This is a genomic window from Thalassobacillus sp. B23F22_16, assembly GCF_043496955.1.
Taxonomy (GTDB): domain Bacteria; phylum Bacillota; class Bacilli; order Bacillales; family Halobacillaceae; genus Thalassobacillus; species Thalassobacillus devorans_A.
This window is the reverse complement of record NZ_JBIEKD010000010.1, coordinates 55351-71526: the sequence shown is the minus strand read 5'-3', so window position 1 is coordinate 71526 and position 16176 is coordinate 55351. Positions and strand designations below refer to the sequence as shown.

22 protein-coding genes are annotated in these 16176 nt (G+C 41.1%); 15 read left to right on the top strand and 7 right to left on the bottom strand.

The genetic code is table 11. The features are described 5' to 3' along the window. Positions 1–105, top strand: a complete 105-nt coding sequence (locus tag ACGTNI_RS09825; RefSeq protein WP_085505737.1) for a methionine/alanine import family NSS transporter small subunit — start codon at positions 1–3, stop codon at positions 103–105. A 47-nt stretch (positions 106–152) separates the two neighbouring features. Here ACGTNI_RS09825 and ACGTNI_RS09820 read toward each other — a convergent pair whose 3' ends face one another. Further along, entirely contained in the window at positions 153–1142 is a 990-nt protein-coding gene (locus ACGTNI_RS09820) for a M23 family metallopeptidase (RefSeq protein WP_085505736.1), read from the bottom strand. 123 nt (positions 1143–1265) lie between these two features. Continuing rightward, positions 1266–1913, bottom strand: coding sequence for a YhcN/YlaJ family sporulation lipoprotein (locus ACGTNI_RS09815; protein WP_394461959.1), 648 nt, complete (start codon positions 1911–1913; stop codon positions 1266–1268). Positions 1914–2048: 135 nt separating this feature from the next. On the opposite strand from ACGTNI_RS09815, the gene ACGTNI_RS09810 reads away from it, so the two are divergent. Further along, positions 2049–2321 carry a YutD family protein gene (locus tag ACGTNI_RS09810; RefSeq protein ID WP_062440890.1) on the top strand — a complete coding sequence of 91 codons (273 nt, stop codon included), beginning with the start codon at positions 2049–2051 and terminating at the stop codon, positions 2319–2321. A gap of 48 nt (positions 2322–2369) precedes the next feature. Here ACGTNI_RS09810 and ACGTNI_RS09805 read toward each other — a convergent pair whose 3' ends face one another. Together ACGTNI_RS09805 and glpX are read right to left on the bottom strand one after the other, a co-directional pair. Further along, the gene (locus tag ACGTNI_RS09805) at positions 2370–2639 is read right to left on the bottom strand and encodes a DUF3055 domain-containing protein (RefSeq protein ID WP_394461957.1); all 270 of its coding nucleotides are present in this window, start codon (positions 2637–2639) and stop codon (positions 2370–2372) included. A 13-nt stretch (positions 2640–2652) separates the two neighbouring features. Then, positions 2653–3627, bottom strand: coding sequence for a class II fructose-bisphosphatase (gene glpX, locus ACGTNI_RS09800; protein ID WP_085505733.1), 975 nt, complete (start codon positions 3625–3627; stop codon positions 2653–2655). Between the two features lie 149 nt (positions 3628–3776). On the opposite strand from glpX, the gene ACGTNI_RS09795 reads away from it, so the two are divergent. The 3 genes from ACGTNI_RS09795 (at position 3777) to nucF (ending at position 5763) form a co-directional block, all read left to right on the top strand. Further along, positions 3777–4214 (top strand): DUF86 domain-containing protein, encoded by a 438-nt coding sequence (locus ACGTNI_RS09795; RefSeq protein ID WP_085505732.1) that lies wholly within the window; start codon positions 3777–3779, stop codon positions 4212–4214. Positions 4215–4301: 87 nt separating this feature from the next. Next, positions 4302–4931 (top strand): helix-turn-helix transcriptional regulator, encoded by a 630-nt coding sequence (locus ACGTNI_RS09790; protein ID WP_394462072.1) that lies wholly within the window; start codon positions 4302–4304, stop codon positions 4929–4931. 61 nt (positions 4932–4992) lie between these two features. Then, the gene (gene nucF / locus ACGTNI_RS09785) at positions 4993–5763 is read left to right on the top strand and encodes a 5' nucleotidase NucF (RefSeq protein WP_394461954.1); all 771 of its coding nucleotides are present in this window, start codon (positions 4993–4995) and stop codon (positions 5761–5763) included. 113 nt (positions 5764–5876) lie between these two features. Here the strand turns inward: nucF and ACGTNI_RS09780 are convergent, their stop codons facing one another. Further along, positions 5877–6377, bottom strand: coding sequence for a phosphatidylglycerophosphatase A family protein (locus tag ACGTNI_RS09780; RefSeq protein ID WP_394461952.1), 501 nt, complete (start codon positions 6375–6377; stop codon positions 5877–5879). Positions 6378–6509: 132 nt separating this feature from the next. Between ACGTNI_RS09780 and ACGTNI_RS09775 the strand changes: the two genes are divergently transcribed. Next, a complete protein-coding gene (locus tag ACGTNI_RS09775; protein ID WP_394461950.1) occupies positions 6510–7475 on the top strand; it encodes a YutH/CotS family kinase-like spore coat protein in 966 nt (321 codons plus the stop codon). Between the two features lie 105 nt (positions 7476–7580). Then, the gene (locus ACGTNI_RS09770) at positions 7581–8546 is read left to right on the top strand and encodes a 2-hydroxyacid dehydrogenase (RefSeq protein WP_394461948.1); all 966 of its coding nucleotides are present in this window, start codon (positions 7581–7583) and stop codon (positions 8544–8546) included. Positions 8547–8642: 96 nt separating this feature from the next. Here the strand turns inward: ACGTNI_RS09770 and ACGTNI_RS09765 are convergent, their stop codons facing one another. Further along, positions 8643–8864, bottom strand: coding sequence for a NifU family protein (locus tag ACGTNI_RS09765; RefSeq protein WP_062440865.1), 222 nt, complete (start codon positions 8862–8864; stop codon positions 8643–8645). A gap of 383 nt (positions 8865–9247) precedes the next feature. On the opposite strand from ACGTNI_RS09765, the gene ACGTNI_RS09760 reads away from it, so the two are divergent. The 5 genes from ACGTNI_RS09760 (at position 9248) to ACGTNI_RS09740 (ending at position 12200) form a co-directional block, all read left to right on the top strand. Beyond that, positions 9248–9577, top strand: a complete 330-nt coding sequence (locus ACGTNI_RS09760) for a YuzD family protein (protein ID WP_394461946.1) — start codon at positions 9248–9250, stop codon at positions 9575–9577. A gap of 84 nt (positions 9578–9661) precedes the next feature. After that, positions 9662–9898, top strand: a complete 237-nt coding sequence (locus ACGTNI_RS09755) for a YuzB family protein (protein WP_085505725.1) — start codon at positions 9662–9664, stop codon at positions 9896–9898. Between the two features lie 165 nt (positions 9899–10063). Beyond that, positions 10064–10915, top strand: coding sequence for a diaminopimelate epimerase (gene dapF / locus ACGTNI_RS09750; protein ID WP_394461944.1), 852 nt, complete (start codon positions 10064–10066; stop codon positions 10913–10915). 70 nt (positions 10916–10985) lie between these two features. After that, the gene (locus ACGTNI_RS09745) at positions 10986–11348 is read left to right on the top strand and encodes a HesB/IscA family protein (protein ID WP_062440854.1); all 363 of its coding nucleotides are present in this window, start codon (positions 10986–10988) and stop codon (positions 11346–11348) included. 234 nt (positions 11349–11582) lie between these two features. Beyond that, positions 11583–12200 carry a hypothetical protein gene (locus ACGTNI_RS09740; RefSeq protein WP_394461942.1) on the top strand — a complete coding sequence of 206 codons (618 nt, stop codon included), beginning with the start codon at positions 11583–11585 and terminating at the stop codon, positions 12198–12200. A 71-nt stretch (positions 12201–12271) separates the two neighbouring features. Here ACGTNI_RS09740 and ACGTNI_RS09735 read toward each other — a convergent pair whose 3' ends face one another. Continuing rightward, the gene (locus ACGTNI_RS09735) at positions 12272–13261 is read right to left on the bottom strand and encodes an NAD(P)/FAD-dependent oxidoreductase (RefSeq protein WP_394461940.1); all 990 of its coding nucleotides are present in this window, start codon (positions 13259–13261) and stop codon (positions 12272–12274) included. A gap of 322 nt (positions 13262–13583) precedes the next feature. Here ACGTNI_RS09735 and ACGTNI_RS09730 point away from each other — a divergent pair, with 322 nt between their 5' ends. From ACGTNI_RS09730 to spsC, 3 genes are all read left to right on the top strand, one after another. After that, positions 13584–14804, top strand: a complete 1221-nt coding sequence (locus tag ACGTNI_RS09730; RefSeq protein WP_394461938.1) for an NAD(P)/FAD-dependent oxidoreductase — start codon at positions 13584–13586, stop codon at positions 14802–14804. Positions 14805–15023: 219 nt separating this feature from the next. Next, complete coding sequence (locus ACGTNI_RS09725; RefSeq protein WP_394461936.1) at positions 15024–15341, top strand: YuiB family protein; 318 nt, start codon at positions 15024–15026, stop codon at positions 15339–15341. A 131-nt stretch (positions 15342–15472) separates the two neighbouring features. Then, complete coding sequence (gene spsC, locus ACGTNI_RS09720) at positions 15473–16159, top strand: stationary phase survival protein SpsC (RefSeq protein ID WP_394461934.1); 687 nt, start codon at positions 15473–15475, stop codon at positions 16157–16159. Positions 16160–16176 lie beyond the last annotated feature (17 nt).

Genomic DNA, 16176 nt, shown 5'->3' with positions numbered 1-16176 from the left:
ATGACAGGAAGTGCAATTTTCATGATGGTTATTGGAATGGTCGTGATATGGGGAGGTCTGACAGCGAGTATTACGAATGCTGTCCGGAAGTCTAAACAACAATAATTGAGTAAGCGTCGTACTCTCAGCAGTACGACGCTTTTAATTTATCTTTAATCTCTTGCCATTCGCTCCCATCTTCTTAAATAAGGGTACGGATCAAAAGACCATTCACTGTATCCATTATCTTTGTACATGCCATAGTGTAAGTGAGGTGGGAATTTCCCGGAGGTTCCTGGTGGCCCATAACCGGTAGCACCGACCGAACCTATGACATCACCGGGTTTTACCACATCTCCAACTTTTACTCCATCTTCAAACCCGTTTAAATGAGCGTAATAGTGATATATGTTGAAGATATCACGGATCCCGATTCTCCATCCTCCATATCTGTTCCAGCCTTTCATTTCAATCACGCCGTAAGTGGTGGAACGTACCTGAACACCATAATTGGCGAATATATCTGTTCCTTCATGAATTCTTCTTCCTCCAAAACCTCTCGCATCCCCCCATGTACTTCTATAACTATAATTTGCGCTAAGAGGGAGGGGGAAGTCTCGGTCTGTCAGATGGATGGTGCCAAAATGCTTAAATACACGCGCATTGTTTATAATTGTCTGTACGGTAAGATCCCGTTTATAATATTTCCATAATGCAATTTTGATATCGTCTGGATTATGCCCAAATGAAGAGAGATAGGAAGCGATACTGTAAAGTACATCTTCATCATTGTTCTTATCCGCTACTTCATCTCCATTACCATCATCTCCCCATCCATTAAACATTTTTGTTATAGAAGGGGACTGCTGATCGGATGAATCCGGGTTGTCCAATCCGTTCCAAAATAGCCGGTCAGGTTGAATAGCAGTAACTCTTTCCTCAGGAAAGTCTTCATGTATCTGGCGTTCAAACTGATCGACCGCTGCTAAATAATACCACGGGATTAATGTAGTAGCTTCTGTCTTTTTATATAAGTCCATACGGGTCTGGTTTTCTTCTTTTTTTATTTCTTCTTCACTTTTCTCTGCTCCATACGTAACAGTAGGGAAAATTGCCCCTGTTAGTATAAGTGTGAGGAAGAGAAGTATCCAAATTCGTTTCATAATACGTCACTCCAACCAATTGATGACCTTAGCTTATGAAAGGCAGGCCGCAACTATTAATGGAAAATTTAGTGAAAGTTTAAAAAAGACAGGAAAGTGTAAGGTTACTTTCCTGTCAGATAGTCATCGATTCATATCTTCAGCAGTAGAGTCACGTGGGTCTTTGGTTGATCTTGTTTCATCATTGTACGTGTCTTCTCCTTGAGGGGCCTCCCGCATCCGGGTAATCACATTCTCAAGTACATTATCGTAATTTTCATCCGAAATATTGGTATTGCTTAAGCTTTGAATATCCTTAAACGAACTTTCCTGGTCTGAAACATACACTTCATAATAACGCGGCACCAGTGACAGTACTGTTTTCTTCACCATATCAGCCGCCTGGTTCCTGTCTGCATCGTCGGCTTTCTTATAGGCTACAAGAACCTCATCATCGGTAACTAATGTACCTGCATCATTTATGGCATCCATGGTGAGAACCATTTTAGTAATCATATCGGCGGTTTCTTCCCTATTTACTTCGGTATTATAATTACCCTCAGGATCTACCTGGCTCTTGTCGTAACGTACATAGCCTAATTGATCATTAAAATCCCCATCGCTATCCTGATCAATTGGATCCTGATAATTATCCATAGCATTTCCGTTTAAAGACCCACGGTCCTGGTTCTGGTCTCCGTAACGGTCCATTGTATTTTCCTCTTCATTAGCAGTACATCCAGCTAACAATATTCCGCTGATCATGATGGAAGCTGCAAACGTATATCTCATTAAAATCCCTCCTTGTTATCCATTCTCCCTCTTCCTTTATTTTTGTCGAAACAGCGAATTACATACGAAATAAATATTCTGTGACTACTTACCGTCAAGTGTGATAAAATTTAGTTATTGTAAGAGGTGATGGTAATGATTGAATTGTTTGGAAAGAAGTATGAGATTGTAAAAGATTATAGAAATGGGTATCAAGCGGAAGCGTTGGAGCAACGGTTCAGTGATATTCTGAGCAAGTATGATTATATTGTGGGTGACTGGGGATATGGGCAGCTACGTTTGCGGGGATTTTACGATGACCAGAATCCTAAGGCTGCCTTTGATACCAAAATCAGTACCTTAGAAGATTATTTATATGAGTATTGTAATTTTGGCTGTGCCTATTTTTTATTGAAGAAAATTGATTAAAAAAAGCAATCCCTCCCAAATCATCGGGAAGGATTGCTTTTTTATGATTTAAATAGCTTCTCGTAAGAACTCCCTAAGTTCCTCAGCATCTATCTCGTTTAAATTAAAAGCATGTTCCAGGTACCCAGGTTCTTCGATATCATCGTGGCCGATAATGGCAAAACGATTGCCTTGGATGTCCAGCACTAAAGTCTTGCCATAATAACGACTGGTCTTCACGAGTGCCAGATCATGTCGGTGGGTTTCTCCCATGAAGCTTACAAACCGGGTGTCGCTTTTTTCTTTTTCATCATATAGAAAGAAACGTTCCTCTTCCATATTAAGTACCTCCTTATTCTTCATTCATTACGAGATGAGGTTTATGGGCAAGATGGTGATGAGCTTTTACAAATCGTACGGTTTTCGTTTTCGCCCGCATGACAATCGAATCTGTTTCGGTTAAATCGCCCCCGAGAAATTTAACTCCATTCAACAGTTCTCCCTCTGTTACTCCTGTTGCAGCAAAAATAGCATCATCACTTTTTACTAAGTCGTCCATCGTCAACAATTGATTTGGGTCATCCAACCCCATGGACTTACAGCGTTCAGCTTCTGCTTCATTTTGTGGAAGCAGACGGGCTTGCATATCCCCTTCAAGACTCTTAATCGCTGCAGCTGAAATGACTCCTTCAGGAGCGCCTCCAGTACCGACAAACAGATCGACACCAGTGTGACTTAAACAAGTGGCGATGGAAGCTCCTACATCTCCGTCACCAAACAGTTTTACTCTGGCACCTTTTTTGATGACTCGTTGGATAAGGTCCTCGTGGCGGTCACGTTCCTGAATGATCACAGTCAGGTCTCTTACACGTTTATTGTTGGCACGAGCGACAATGTCGATCGTTCGTTCGATCGGATCATCCAGGTGGATTAGCCCTTTGGCGTTTTTACCGACTGCGATTTTTTCCATATACATGTCAGGAGCATGAAGCAAGGCGCCTCGTTCTGCTGCTGCAATGACAGCCATAGCATTATTATGACCTTTTGCAACGATGTTCGTTCCTTCTAATGGATCGACAGCAATATCAACAGCAGGCCCGGTCTTGTTGCCGAGTTCCTCTCCGATATAAAGCATTGGTGCTTCATCTAATTCACCTTCACCGATAACCACGACACCTTCCATAGCAACCGAATCGAACATTGCTCTCATGGCTGATGTAGCTGCATCATCTGCATTTATTTTATCGCCACGGCCCATCCATTGAGCTGAGGCAATAGCAGCTGCTTCTGTTACACGTACAAGTTCTAATGCGAGTTCTCTATCCAATCATTTCTCCTCCGATACAATGAAGTTCTTATATATGATAGCAGAGTTTACACAAATCCGTAAATATGCATCCTTTTCCTGTTATGTATGTAAATGTGATATCATGATGAAAGAATTAGGTTATGATGCAATTGTATGGAGGTGGAGTTATGTATTTTGTCGATCGAAAAAAAATTGAAAGTACCTTGCTTTACATGGAAGGTCTGATGCAGGAATACCAAAATCATGACTTTGAGTCTTTATTAGAGAAGTTAAGCCTTGAGCGGATTACGCATATGACGATTGAAGCGGTAATTGATGTCGGAAATATGATGATTGATGGGTTTATTATGAGGGATCCAGGGAGCTATGAGGATATTATCGATATACTTACAGATGAAAAAGTCATACCAGAATCTCACCAGGAGCCATTCAAAAATTTCATCCGGTTGCGCAAGATGCTGATTCAGGATTATTTGGAAATCGAACATCCAGTCATCGAAAAGAGCTGGAAAAACACACAGGAAGTGCTTGAAACCTTCCCGTCATCCGTCAGAAGATATTTGGATGAAGAGCTAGGACCTGTTTCTGCATTTTCAAACTCCTAAACTGTGACAATATTAATAACATAGGAATTATAAATTTACTTTCTTCTTTCTCCTCTTTAAAATGAAAGAAAGAAGAGGTGATGGGTGATGAAGCAATCCTCTACGAAAGAGTCGCTGTTACTTTTATTAAAAAAGAATAACAGTCTTACCATATCAGAGCTTGCCGAAGAAGTTGGAATTTCTGAAATTGCTGTAAGGAAGCATATTCATGACCTTGAGAGGCAGAAACTGGTCCAGGCAAGACAAGTTCGCCAATCTGTCGGCCGGCCGTTGAATTATTATGAATTGACCGAAAGAGGCCAGCATACATTTACAAGCCATTATGAATCCTTTTCATTGGAATTGTTGAATGATATGGAAGCACTCTATGGAAAATCTATGGTGTACGATTTGTTAAAACAACGGGCAGGACGGATGGAAAAAGAACTCCAAACCCAAATGCCCGAGGAAGATTTTCATCAACGGGTGGAAAAGCTGGCTCATATACAAGAACAGAACGGTTATATGGTCGAGTTGGAAAAAAAGAACGATCATACTTATACGTTAAAGCAATATAATTGTCCGATTTGGAATATCGCTCGTAACTATAAAGGTATGTGTGGTCAGGAAGTGAAAGTTTTTTCAAATCTTTTGGAAGACAGTAAAGTAGTGGCTGAGAAGAGCATGTTAAGCGGGGAAGCCTGCTGTGCTTTTCAAATCATCCATAAGAGTGAATGACAGCTTCTCGCATGTATGGTGCGGGAAGTTTTTCTGTTAACAATAGAAAGCAGGTGTACGTATGAAAAAATATCAAGCATATCTGATTGATTTGGATGGAACCATGTATCGGGGGACAGAACGAATTGAAGCTGCATCAGATTTTATTAAAAAACTAAATGAAAAAAAGCTGCCACATCTTTTTGTAACCAATAATTCATCAAGAAGACCAGAGCAGGTGGCAGATAAACTGAACCACATGGATATACCAGTTGCCAAAGAACAAGTATACACTACGAGCATGGCCACTGCTCAATATATCAAAGATCAGCACCCAGGTGCTAAAGTATATGCAATTGGCGAAGAGGGATTATTGACAGCATTAAAGGAATCAGGGCTGGAACTAGTGGATGAGGGTGCTGATTTTGTCGTAATAGGTATTGATAGAGGAATCACTTATGAAAAATTGGCTAGCGCTTGTATGAATGTGAGAAATGGTGCTGTCTTCCTTTCCACAAATGGCGATGTAGCGATTCCGACAGAGCGAGGCATGCTGCCAGGAAACGGATCATTGACGTCTGTTATAACGGTTAGCACTGGAGTCGAGCCTATATTTATTGGGAAACCCGAGCCCATCATTATGGAGCAGGCGATGCAAACATTAGGGTATGACAAAAAAGAAGTTTTAATGGTCGGGGATAATTATCACACGGATATTAAAGCCGGGATGAATGCAAGCCTGGATACGTTGATGGTTTTCACTGGCGTCACATCAAAAGAAGATTTGGAAGCATATGAAGAACAGCCGACGTATACTATTGATTCTCTTGAGGATTGGTTCTCTCATTTATAAATGAAAATGCCGTCTATTCCAGAAGGAAAGACGGCATTTTGCCTTTATTAAACAGTTATACCATAAAAATACCAAACATCTATCGTAAGGCGACAAGCCCTCTTGAAAGACTATTATTCATCATCTTCTGCTTCTTCTTCACCGACTGCACTATGCGCCAGACGGCTTGAAGCTGCAGCAGCAATGGCCCCTACAATATCATCCAGGAAAGTATGGCATTCTCCAGTAGATTTATCATTCAGCTTTTTGAGAATCCCTGGTTTTTGTTTATCGATAAAACCATAATTGGTAAAACCAATAGATCCGTATACATTGACGATGGATAGCGCTATGATCTCATCGACACCATACAAGCCTTCATCTTTATCGATTGTCCCTTGCAACGGTTCTTCCAGTTGTTTTTTTTCAGCTAATACATCTAATTGAATCCCTGTGAGTATGGCGTTTTGCACCTCTCGCTTCGTCAGCACCTTTTCCACATTATATCGACATTCATCAAGGGTAAGATCCTCATGGTATTTGGATTGTAGATAAAAGACAAGCTCTGAAATATCATTAATGGTTACGCCACGTTCGACTAACCATTCACGTGCTTTTTTTTCTAATTGACTCATTTTTCTAACCTCATTCATATATACTCTATTGACCTCCCTTTTATAAAATAAGCTTCCCTGACCGGTGAAAGTTAAAACATGGTGCTAGGTGTATTGGTCTATTATAGCATGATGGATAGGAGTGTATATGCTGTGGAAGAAATTATAGCAGATTATATCGACATCTCAAACGCCGCCACTGTTGAGTTTGATCAGACCCCCGGTTATTTTCACGATGGGGAGGTGTATTTTGTCATACCAGCACATGGCCGAGAAGGAATCTACCAAGAATTGCAGCATGCCTGCGAGTTTTTGCAGCAGGGTGGGTTTAAAAATATCGTAAGTCCAATTCCTATCGAGGAAAGCCGTTATCAAATTAACAAAAATCAACGTCACTATGTGATTGCTAAAGCTAAACCTGATACCTCCTGGCAGCTGCCTTTTTCTGCCCAGAGGTTAGCGGATTTTCATGAACTCGGCTCTTCTTATCCTTATCATCTTCCTGGCATATCAACCTATGGACAATGGAAAACATTATGGGGGAACCGAATCGACCAGTTTGAAGCTGGAATCCGTCATTGGCATGAACAGAGGCCGGTAGGTGAAATGCACCGGTTGTGGGTCGATACTGCCCCTTATATTATTGGCTTAGGAGAAAATGCTATCCAGTATGTGCAAGAAAGTGAACAGGAAACCCGCCACCAAAGAAAGGACCAGGCAACATTTACTTTTGACAGATATTTATCTGATAAGAAACGGCTGCTATGGTTTGATCAAATAAGATATGACCATCCGGCCCGGGATTTAGCGGAAGCATTGAGAAATTATATGCTGAGGGATCGTTCTCCTGAACAATTAACTTCATTTTTTTACAATTACCACACGAGGTCTCCGTTATCCATATTTGGTTTGCGATTAGTATATGCCCGGCTGCTATTCCCGGTTCATCTCCTCGATAAGTTTGATGAAGTATACCAAAATCCTTTTGATGAAGCGTTATTAAAAGAAACAAGGATCCTTTTCAAGCGGCAGAAGCGATATGAAAAACAACTTCGCCATTTCTTCCATTCGTTAGGGATTAATCCAGTACCATTGAAAATTCCTGTACTTGATTGGTAAAGACTTTCCCACATCCACCATGGATGATGGGAAGTCTTTTCTTTTACTGATAAGCTTATGCTAAAATCAGTGATAAGATTTTCTTAATTGGGAAGGGGATTAGTAATGGGAAAACCTAAGGTGTTTATAGCTCGCAAGCTGCCAGAAGAGGTAGTGAATAAATTCAGAGAAAACATGGAGATAACCATGTGGGACAGTGAAGAGGAGCCTGTAGACCGGACAAGACTTTTACAGGAGGCTGGGCAGTGTGATGGTCTGATTACCATGCTTACCGATCGAGTTGACGATGAGTTGATGGATCAGGGGAAACATCTGAAAATCATTGCTAATATGGCAGTAGGATATGACAATGTAGACATTCAGGCTGCTGATAAACACGGAATTCAGATAACCAATACTCCTGATGTTTTAACAGAAACAACAGCCGACTTGACGTTTACCTTGTTGATGGCGGCCGCACGCAGGATTATTGAAGCGAACGAGCATATTAAAGAAGGTAAATGGGAGAACTGGTCGCCGTTATTTATGGCTGGGACCGATGTTCATCATAAATCGATCGGCATTGTAGGTATGGGGAGAATAGGCCAGGCAGTAGCACGCAGGGCTAAGGGTTTCGGTATGGAAATTCTTTATCACAACCGCTCCCGCAAAGAAGAGGCGGAAAGGGAACTTGGAGCTTCTTATCATAGCTTTGATGATTTATTAGAGAAAGCCGATTATGTGGTTTGCTTAGCCCCATTGACGGAGGAAACAAGAGGCATGTTTAATCAGGAAGCCTTTAAAAAAATGAAAAGCAGTGCTATTTTTGTTAATGCTTCCCGGGGAGCGCTAGTGGATGAAAGTGCCTTATACGAAGCTCTGGTTAGTGGAGAAGTAAAGTCTGCAGGGTTGGATGTATTTGAAAAAGAGCCAATCGATGCGAATCATCCGCTTTTAGAGCTGGATCAAGTGGTATGTCTTCCTCATATTGGATCGGCAAGTACGGAAACTCGAACAGCTATGATGGAGCTGTGCCTGGAGAATGCCTGGAAGGTTCTCAAGGGCGAAAAGCCAAAAACGCCCGTGAACTGATTCGTAATAATAGAGGTTATTTGGAAGTGTAGCAGGTGAGCATAAAAGAAAGGGGCTATCCCGGTGGGACAGCCCCTGAATATTTAAATTATGTGTTTAGAATACCTGTTCTACCTCACGGATACCAGGTACTTCTTCGACAAGTGCGCGTTCAATACCAGCTTTCAATGTGATGGTAGAACTTGGGCAGCTTCCGCATGCACCCATCAGACGTAGACGGACAATTCCTTCTTCCACATCCACTAATTCCACATCCCCACCGTCACGAAGTAAAAATGGACGTAGCTTATTCAGTACTTCTTGGACCTGCGTTTGCATAAGCAATCTTCCCCTTTCTCATATTCACATTATAAAACGGATAGAAATAAAAATCTATCTATTGGTTTTAATATCTCTATAAGGATGTTCTCCGGAGGTTTTTCTTACAAATGCTGTTAAGCGGTCGCCCCCGCCATTGATACAATGGCATCTAGCTCCGGCTCCCAGCGTCTCGTGTACTTCCTTCACCTCCGTACGATAAGGCGACATCAAATCGCTACGCTCTTTGTGTCTTCTTTATCTCCTGCGGTTCAGTCCAGTCCAATCGTCGCTGAGCGGTCGCCTCCGCCTTTGATTGTATTGAGAACTATTTTCATTTTATCTTTTTTTGGTTATTTTGTAAAATGGAAATATAGGTTCAGAACAATTGTGGAGGCGGTTACATGAAGAAGGATTCTGTACAGCTGGTTGTGTATGGAGCGGATCAGGTGTGTGCCAGTTGTGTTAACTCACCTGGTTCAAAAGAAACGTATGAATGGCTGCAAGCGGCTATCTCAAGAAAGTATGGCGAAAATGGCATTCATTATAAATATATTGATATTTATTCGAATCCTAACAATGAAGAACACCAGCATTATATTCAGCAGCTGCTGGATGATGAATTATTTTATCCATTGGTGGTTTTGGATGGGGAAATTGTCGGGGAAGGGAACCCCAGGTTGAAATCTATTTATCAGGTACTCGATGAAAAAGGATTTCAGCCTGTTTCTTAAAACATCAGTGTTGTCCGAATAAAACTGGATATGATAATATTGATGATTAGTGGGGGATTCATCTAGGTTGAAGAGGTGACGCAGATGAATCCGATTATTGAATTTTGTATTAACAACTTAGCAAGTGGTTCCCAAAAGGCTATGGAAGAGCTGGAAAAGGATCCGGATCTTGATGTTATAGAGTATGGCTGTTTAAGCCATTGTGGGCTATGCGCCCAGAGTTTGTTTGCTTTAGTCAATGGTGAACGGGTTACGGCAGATAGTGCTGAAGAGCTTGTGGAAAACATTTATCAGCACCTAGAAGAGAATCCCCTTTTTTAAGTGCCTGTTCTCATGGTGAAAAGCAGCGGAAAGCCGTGCACCAGTTGTACGGCTTATTTTTATACTTCATGGAAAGTTTGACTGTTCAAACACAAGCTTTCGCTATAAAAAGGAAGGCGACAAGCAGAGCCTTTCTCATCATAATGAATCAAGGATGTGGCAGAGATGAAAATACCATTTATTAAAATGCATGGGTTGGGCAATAACTACATATTCATTGATACATTTAAGGTTAATTTAGAAGAGGATATTCTTCCGGCGCTGGCCAGAAAGGTCTCAGACATCCATACAGGTATCGGCTCTGATGGTCTCATCCTGATTCACCCGAGCGACCTGGCAGAAGTCGGTATGCGTATCTTCAATAAAGATGGATCCGAGGGGAGAAATTGTGGAAACGGGCTTCGGTGTGTGGCGAAATATGCTTATGAATATGGACTGGTCGATCAGACTTCTTTTAAAATTGAAGCAAAATCAGGGGTTGTAGAGGCTTCTGTTTCGGTGGAAGATAAGGAAGTAACGGATATTACAATCGATATGGGGAAACCGATGCTAGAGCGTGCCCTCATTCCAATGGCAGGTCCAAAAGCGGAGCAAGTGGTAGCGGAACAATTTGAAGTCAGTCACCACCCTCTCGAATTGACAGCAGTATCGATGGGAAACCCGCATGCTGTTTTCTTTGTTGAAGATATTCAGGCTGCACCACTTTATGAGTTAGGTCCTATAATTACGGAAGATCAACGTTTCCACGAAGGAGTTAATGTAGAATTTGTTGAAGTCATTTCAGAACAAGAAATGCATTTCCGGGTATGGGAAAGAGGGTCTGGTGTTACTCAGGCCTGTGGTACAGGCGCCTGTGCAGCCGGGGTCGCAGCCGTCCTGAACGGTTATGCACGTAAAAACTCCGAGATTCTCGTCCATCTGAGTGGTGGAGATTTAATCATCCGCTGGGATGAAGAGGACAGGGTATGGATGACTGGCCCGGCATTAATCATTGCAGAGGGTACCTATTACTATTGATTCCACATATTTGAAAGTAAATGCGATTGTTTAGTATACTGAATATAAAGAAACGAAAGGGGAGACACGGATGGTTCTCAATATTACGGATGCTGCCAGCTCGCAAATCAAAGAGATGATGAAGGAAGAAGAATCTGCAAACATTCGTCTGCGCTTTGGTGTTAAAGGTGGAGGCTGCAGTGGTTTATCCTACGCGATGGGATTTGAAGAGGATATAAACGAAGAGCTGGATGTGTTAGAAGATGCTAATGGCATCCCTGTCGTCATCCATCGTCAAGATGTGCCGATTATCGAAGGAACCACCATCGACTTTAAGCAGAATATGATGGGTGGAGGTTTTACAATAGATAATCCGAACGCTATTGTTTCATGCGGCTGTGGCTCGTCATTCAAAACCGCCACAAATGCCGGGACACCTGATGAAAACTGCTGAATTTGAGCAATCGGATGAAGATCCTTTTTAATTGATATAAGGTCATGGCAATTTAAAACAGCTCTTCCTGAAGGCCCTCTAAACAGTGAGTGATAAACTTCATTGTAAGGGGGCTTTTGTTATGGAATAGAGCAGTTTTAATAATTTTATATCCATAGTTACTTTGTAAATGCCTGCTTTATTATAACAGGTTTAGGTGTTACTTTATTAAAACAAGACTAAAGGAGTTAAAGAATGAATCTCTTTTTTCAATCATTTTATATTGTAGCTATTATGCTGATATTATCTGCCTGCAACATAGACGAAGAAGTAGATAAAACAGATGATAATAACGATAAAACGACGGAAATGAATGAAGATACGCCGGAGGAAAACAGCCATAATTCTCGTGAAGATAGAAAAGAAGAGACAGCAGGGGATACATGGACATACTATGAAGAGGTAAAAGCATCCGAAGAATTTGAAGAGGTGAGCTATACGATTCAGGATATCGGTGTAAGCGATGACGCTCCTATGATTAATGATGAAGGAGAACGAGTGTCCACATCGGCTCTGGGTATGACTATAAAGGTGGAAAACAATTCTGACTCTAACGTCTATTCTACAAATATAGATGAATCTATTTTAGTCACTTCAACAGGTGAAAAAGTAGAGGCAGATGAGATTTTTTCTGATGATTTAGGAGGGGATCTCCATGAAGAAGAGAAAAAAGAAGGGCAGCTTATTTTTTATCCTGAGAATGGTAAAGCCGCTGATATAGAGTGGATTGAGTTAAATTGGAAATCAAGAATAGCTGAAAACGAAAACTCCACTGAAGATGATAGCCATAAGGTCAAAATTGAGCTGAAATAACCGAAATAAACCAAGAGGGTTTCTTTATAATAAAGCCGCGACTCCAAAAGAATCGCGGCTTTTCTTTCAATTTATTGTCCGAACATACTGGTTGAGTGTTTCGGTTGTACTCTTGCGTCAGGATCCATAAATGCTTTTGCATTGTTCACAGCGGTTGGACCTTCGCCGAAGCCGGAAGCAATCAGTTTTACCTTGCCAGGGTAGGTACAAATATCACCCGCTGCATAAATGCCAGGGATGTTCGTTTCCATTTTTGAATTGACGACAATGCTGTTTTTTTCTATTTCGAGATCCCATTCCTTGATCGGACCTAAGGAAGATATGAATCCGTAGTTGATGATGAGGTCATCAACATCAGTAGTTTCTACACGGTCACCCTTCGTCTCTTTAAGGACAACCTGTCTGATGCAGTCCTCGCCAATTACTTCTTCTGGGGCAAATGGTGTCTTGACATTGACAGATGATGCCATCAATTTCTCCACACTATGTTCATGAGCGCGGAATTTATCGCGCCGGTGCACGAGTGTAACTTCATCTGCAATGGGTTCCAGCATTAAAGCCCAGTCGACAGCAGAATCTCCACCACCGCAAACCATTACTTTCTTCCCTGCGAATTTATTCATATCGGGCACGTGGTAATGAAGGTTTACTCCTTCGTAATCGGAACAATTAGGAAGCTCCAGTTTACGCGGGCTGAACGCGCCATTACCAGCTGTAATAATAATAGTTCTGGAATAATGCTCTCCTTTTGTTGTAGTCAGTTTGAACGTTTCATCCTCTAATCTTTCTATTTTCTCCACAGCTTGATCCAGAGAAACAGTAGGATTGAAAGCCATTGCTTGTTGTTTCAGATTATCAACAAGTTCCTGAGCTCTAACCTTAGGAAAGCCTGCGACATCATAGATGTACTTTTCCGGATATAAGGCAGTCAATTGTCCGCCAAGTTCTGGCAGACTTTCTATAATATTTACACTTGCTTGCCTCATTCCACCATAAAATGCAGTAAATAAGCCGACCGGTCCTCCCCCGATGACCGTAATGTCATGTACTTTTTTACTCATAACTTTTCCCCCTATTCCAACTAAATTGTGCAGCCTTTTCCATTTTATCATAAAACAAAACCTTTTGGGCTCTTGTGGAAATATTCCAATTACGCATAAAGGAAAATTCTTAACATTCGGATTAATAGAGAAAGGGTTGAAAATTATTTTAAAAGAGTCTAAGATGGTGACTAGAAAAAGTTATTACGATTTTGTGACAAAATAACAAATGATTCTGCTCTTTTTTTATGGAATCATGTGTGAAAACTGTCACATACATTGTAAATCTCTATGAAGCAGAGTAGGAAAACATGCAGAAAAATACTAATTGGAAGTGATTATGATGAAGAAACCTAATATTGTCATTCTCGGTGCCGGTTATGGCGGGATTATGACTGCAGTCAAATTGCAAAAGAGTTTAGGTGTCAATGAAGCAAACATCAAGCTAGTCAATAAGCACAGCTATCATTACCAGACTACTTGGCTTCATGAAAATGCTGCCGGTACATTGCATCATGACCGTACGCGTATCCAAATCAAAGATGTGATCGATACAAGCAAAATTGATTTCATCCAGGATACAGTTCTCTCGATTCAGCCTGATGAGAAAAAGGTTACGCTTGAAAATACAACTCTGGACTATGACTACCTGGTTATTGGACTAGGTTTTGAAGCGGAGACGTTTGGAATTCCAGGATTGAAAGAGCATGCATATGGAATCAGTAACATCAACAGTTCCCGTTTGATCCGTCAGCATATTGAATACAACTTTGCTAAATACAATAATATCAAAGATCCAGGGGAAGAGCTGCTTAACATCGTAGTAGGCGGAGCTGGCTTTACTGGAATTGAGTTTGTTGGAGAATTAGCGAACCGAGTTCCAGAACTTTGCAAGGAATACGACATTCCCCGTGAAAAGGTAAGAATCATTAACGTTGAAGCGGCACCTACAGCACTTCCAGGTTTTGACCCTGCTCTAGTAGAGTATGCGATGAATTCCTTGGAATCACGCGGTGTAGAATTTAAAATCGGTGCTATGATTAAAGAAGTTACTCCAAAAGGGCTCGTGTATGAAAAAGATGAAGAACGAGTCGAAATTCCTTCCAATACGGTCGTTTGGGCTGCTGGTGTACGTGGTAACTCTATCGTAGAAGAGTCCGGTTTTGAAGCTATGCGCGGTCGTGTGAAAGTACGCGAAGACATGCGTACCCCTGATTATGATGATGTATTCGTTGTAGGGGATTGTGCGCTGATTATTAATGAAGAAACAGATCGTCCATACCCGCCAACCGCACAAATGGCTATTCAACAGGCTGATACAGTAGCTCATAACGTAAAAGTATTAGCCAGAGGAGAAAAAGAACTGGAACCATTTGAGCCTAACATTCAGGGAACGGTTGCTTCTCTAGGTCATGATGATGCTATTGGTGTGGTTTTCAATGGCAAAAAGTTATTCGGATGGTCTGCTTCTGTTATGAAAAAAGTGATCGATAACCGCTATCTATTGAAGCTTGGCGGCATCGGACTACTGCTTAAAAAAGGTAAATTCAATATTTTTCATTAATCATACAAGGCAAAGGCGTTATACCGCCTTTGCTTTTTTCTTATTGGCCAGACACTCTTGAAATAAGCAATCCGTTTTGCGTAAGGGAGGACGCCTTTCTCCAGCCGTATCGCTAATACATGTTGTGTGTTTCAGGGCGCTTGCGCTTTTCTTACACTCATAATAAAATGTAGTTTGGAATTCTTGTATACAAGTTTACATACATAAAGGGGGAGCATGTTGGATATTGTTCAACTAGTGATAGGGATATTATTGTATTTTGTGCTGTTTTTTTCCATTGCTTTTCTTTTGAATATGCTGTTGAGATCGACCTGGTTTATGGCTTTTGTCTACCCAGTGATCATATTCTTAATCGTAGATGATTTTTCATTTGGTAAATATTTCACTGAACCCTCCTGGGCTTTCCCAAGGGTGTTCAGTATGATTGCTGATTTGAAGCTTTTTGATATTTTAATTTTAACCGGGGGCTTTGCCGGTACGATTGCTGCGGGAATCGTCATTCGTATGTTAAGAAAAAGTGGTTATCAGATGTTTTAATACTTACCCACCTTCTTGCCAAAAAAAGGGCGCTGAGGTGGGTTTTTTCTTGTATATCACCCTTCATTTTATGCAGAAATGAATAATTCATGGTCCCCTTGGACAAGCTGACACCGAGAGAGGTGTTAACAATGAAATGGAAAAAATGGATATTTCGCGTTGTTTTTAATCTATTGTTTGTGGGGGCACTGTACACAACAGCGACGAACATATCCAACGTTTCTGCAAATGACTTGAAATTATGGTTAACAGAGGATCATGAAGCGGTATCATTGAAAAGTAATAGTCTGGAAATCAGAAAAACAGTATTAAATCAAAAATCCCTGAATGAGCAGCAGCCAGATCAGCAATATATCAGTAATGCCTCAACTGGGGCAGCAGCCACATTAGAAGATACTATAGATGTCACAAAGTATCCCACTACTACTGTTATAGCGACCGGTTATACAGCAGGTGCTGAGTCAACTGGAAAAACGCCAGAGCATCCTGGCTATGGAATCACTTATTCTGGTATTGAAGTAAAAAGAGATTTATACTCCACGATTGCTGCAGATTTAGATGTATTCCCGATTGGAACCATTTTATTTATCCCGGGATATGGTTACGGGGTAGTGGCTGATATAGGGTCTGCTATTAAAGGGAATAAGATCGACCTTTACTACCACACAGTAGATGATGTTTATAACGAATGGGGTAAACAAACAGTTGATGTTTACGTTATCGAAGAAGGAAATGGTACGCTCACAGAAGAGCAATTTCATGAGTGGAACAATGATGAAGCCTTACAAGTGTTTCGGAAAGATATCATAAAGAACTAATGTAAATACCCGCCTGT

Coding starts and splice junctions, on each gene's coding strand:
- ACGTNI_RS09825 (WP_085505737.1), top strand. CDS start 1: ATGACAGGAAGTGCAATTTTCATGATGGTTATTGGAATGGTCGTGATA.
- ACGTNI_RS09820 (WP_085505736.1), bottom strand. CDS start 1,142: ATGAAACGAATTTGGATACTTCTCTTCCTCACACTTATACTAACAGGG.
- ACGTNI_RS09815 (WP_394461959.1), bottom strand. CDS start 1,913: ATGAGATATACGTTTGCAGCTTCCATCATGATCAGCGGAATATTGTTA.
- ACGTNI_RS09810 (WP_062440890.1), top strand. CDS start 2,049: ATGATTGAATTGTTTGGAAAGAAGTATGAGATTGTAAAAGATTATAGA.
- ACGTNI_RS09805 (WP_394461957.1), bottom strand. CDS start 2,639: ATGGAAGAGGAACGTTTCTTTCTATATGATGAAAAAGAAAAAAGCGAC.
- ACGTNI_RS09795 (WP_085505732.1), top strand. CDS start 3,777: ATGTATTTTGTCGATCGAAAAAAAATTGAAAGTACCTTGCTTTACATG.
- ACGTNI_RS09790 (WP_394462072.1), top strand. CDS start 4,302: ATGAAGCAATCCTCTACGAAAGAGTCGCTGTTACTTTTATTAAAAAAG.
- nucF (WP_394461954.1), top strand. CDS start 4,993: ATGAAAAAATATCAAGCATATCTGATTGATTTGGATGGAACCATGTAT.
- ACGTNI_RS09780 (WP_394461952.1), bottom strand. CDS start 6,377: ATGAGTCAATTAGAAAAAAAAGCACGTGAATGGTTAGTCGAACGTGGC.
- ACGTNI_RS09770 (WP_394461948.1), top strand. CDS start 7,581: ATGGGAAAACCTAAGGTGTTTATAGCTCGCAAGCTGCCAGAAGAGGTA.
- ACGTNI_RS09765 (WP_062440865.1), bottom strand. CDS start 8,864: ATGCAAACGCAGGTCCAAGAAGTACTGAATAAGCTACGTCCATTTTTA.
- ACGTNI_RS09760 (WP_394461946.1), top strand. CDS start 9,248: ATGAAGAAGGATTCTGTACAGCTGGTTGTGTATGGAGCGGATCAGGTG.
- ACGTNI_RS09755 (WP_085505725.1), top strand. CDS start 9,662: ATGAATCCGATTATTGAATTTTGTATTAACAACTTAGCAAGTGGTTCC.
- dapF (WP_394461944.1), top strand. CDS start 10,064: ATGAAAATACCATTTATTAAAATGCATGGGTTGGGCAATAACTACATA.
- ACGTNI_RS09745 (WP_062440854.1), top strand. CDS start 10,986: ATGGTTCTCAATATTACGGATGCTGCCAGCTCGCAAATCAAAGAGATG.
- ACGTNI_RS09740 (WP_394461942.1), top strand. CDS start 11,583: ATGAATCTCTTTTTTCAATCATTTTATATTGTAGCTATTATGCTGATA.
- ACGTNI_RS09735 (WP_394461940.1), bottom strand. CDS start 13,261: ATGAGTAAAAAAGTACATGACATTACGGTCATCGGGGGAGGACCGGTC.
- ACGTNI_RS09730 (WP_394461938.1), top strand. CDS start 13,584: ATGAAGAAACCTAATATTGTCATTCTCGGTGCCGGTTATGGCGGGATT.
- spsC (WP_394461934.1), top strand. CDS start 15,473: ATGAAATGGAAAAAATGGATATTTCGCGTTGTTTTTAATCTATTGTTT.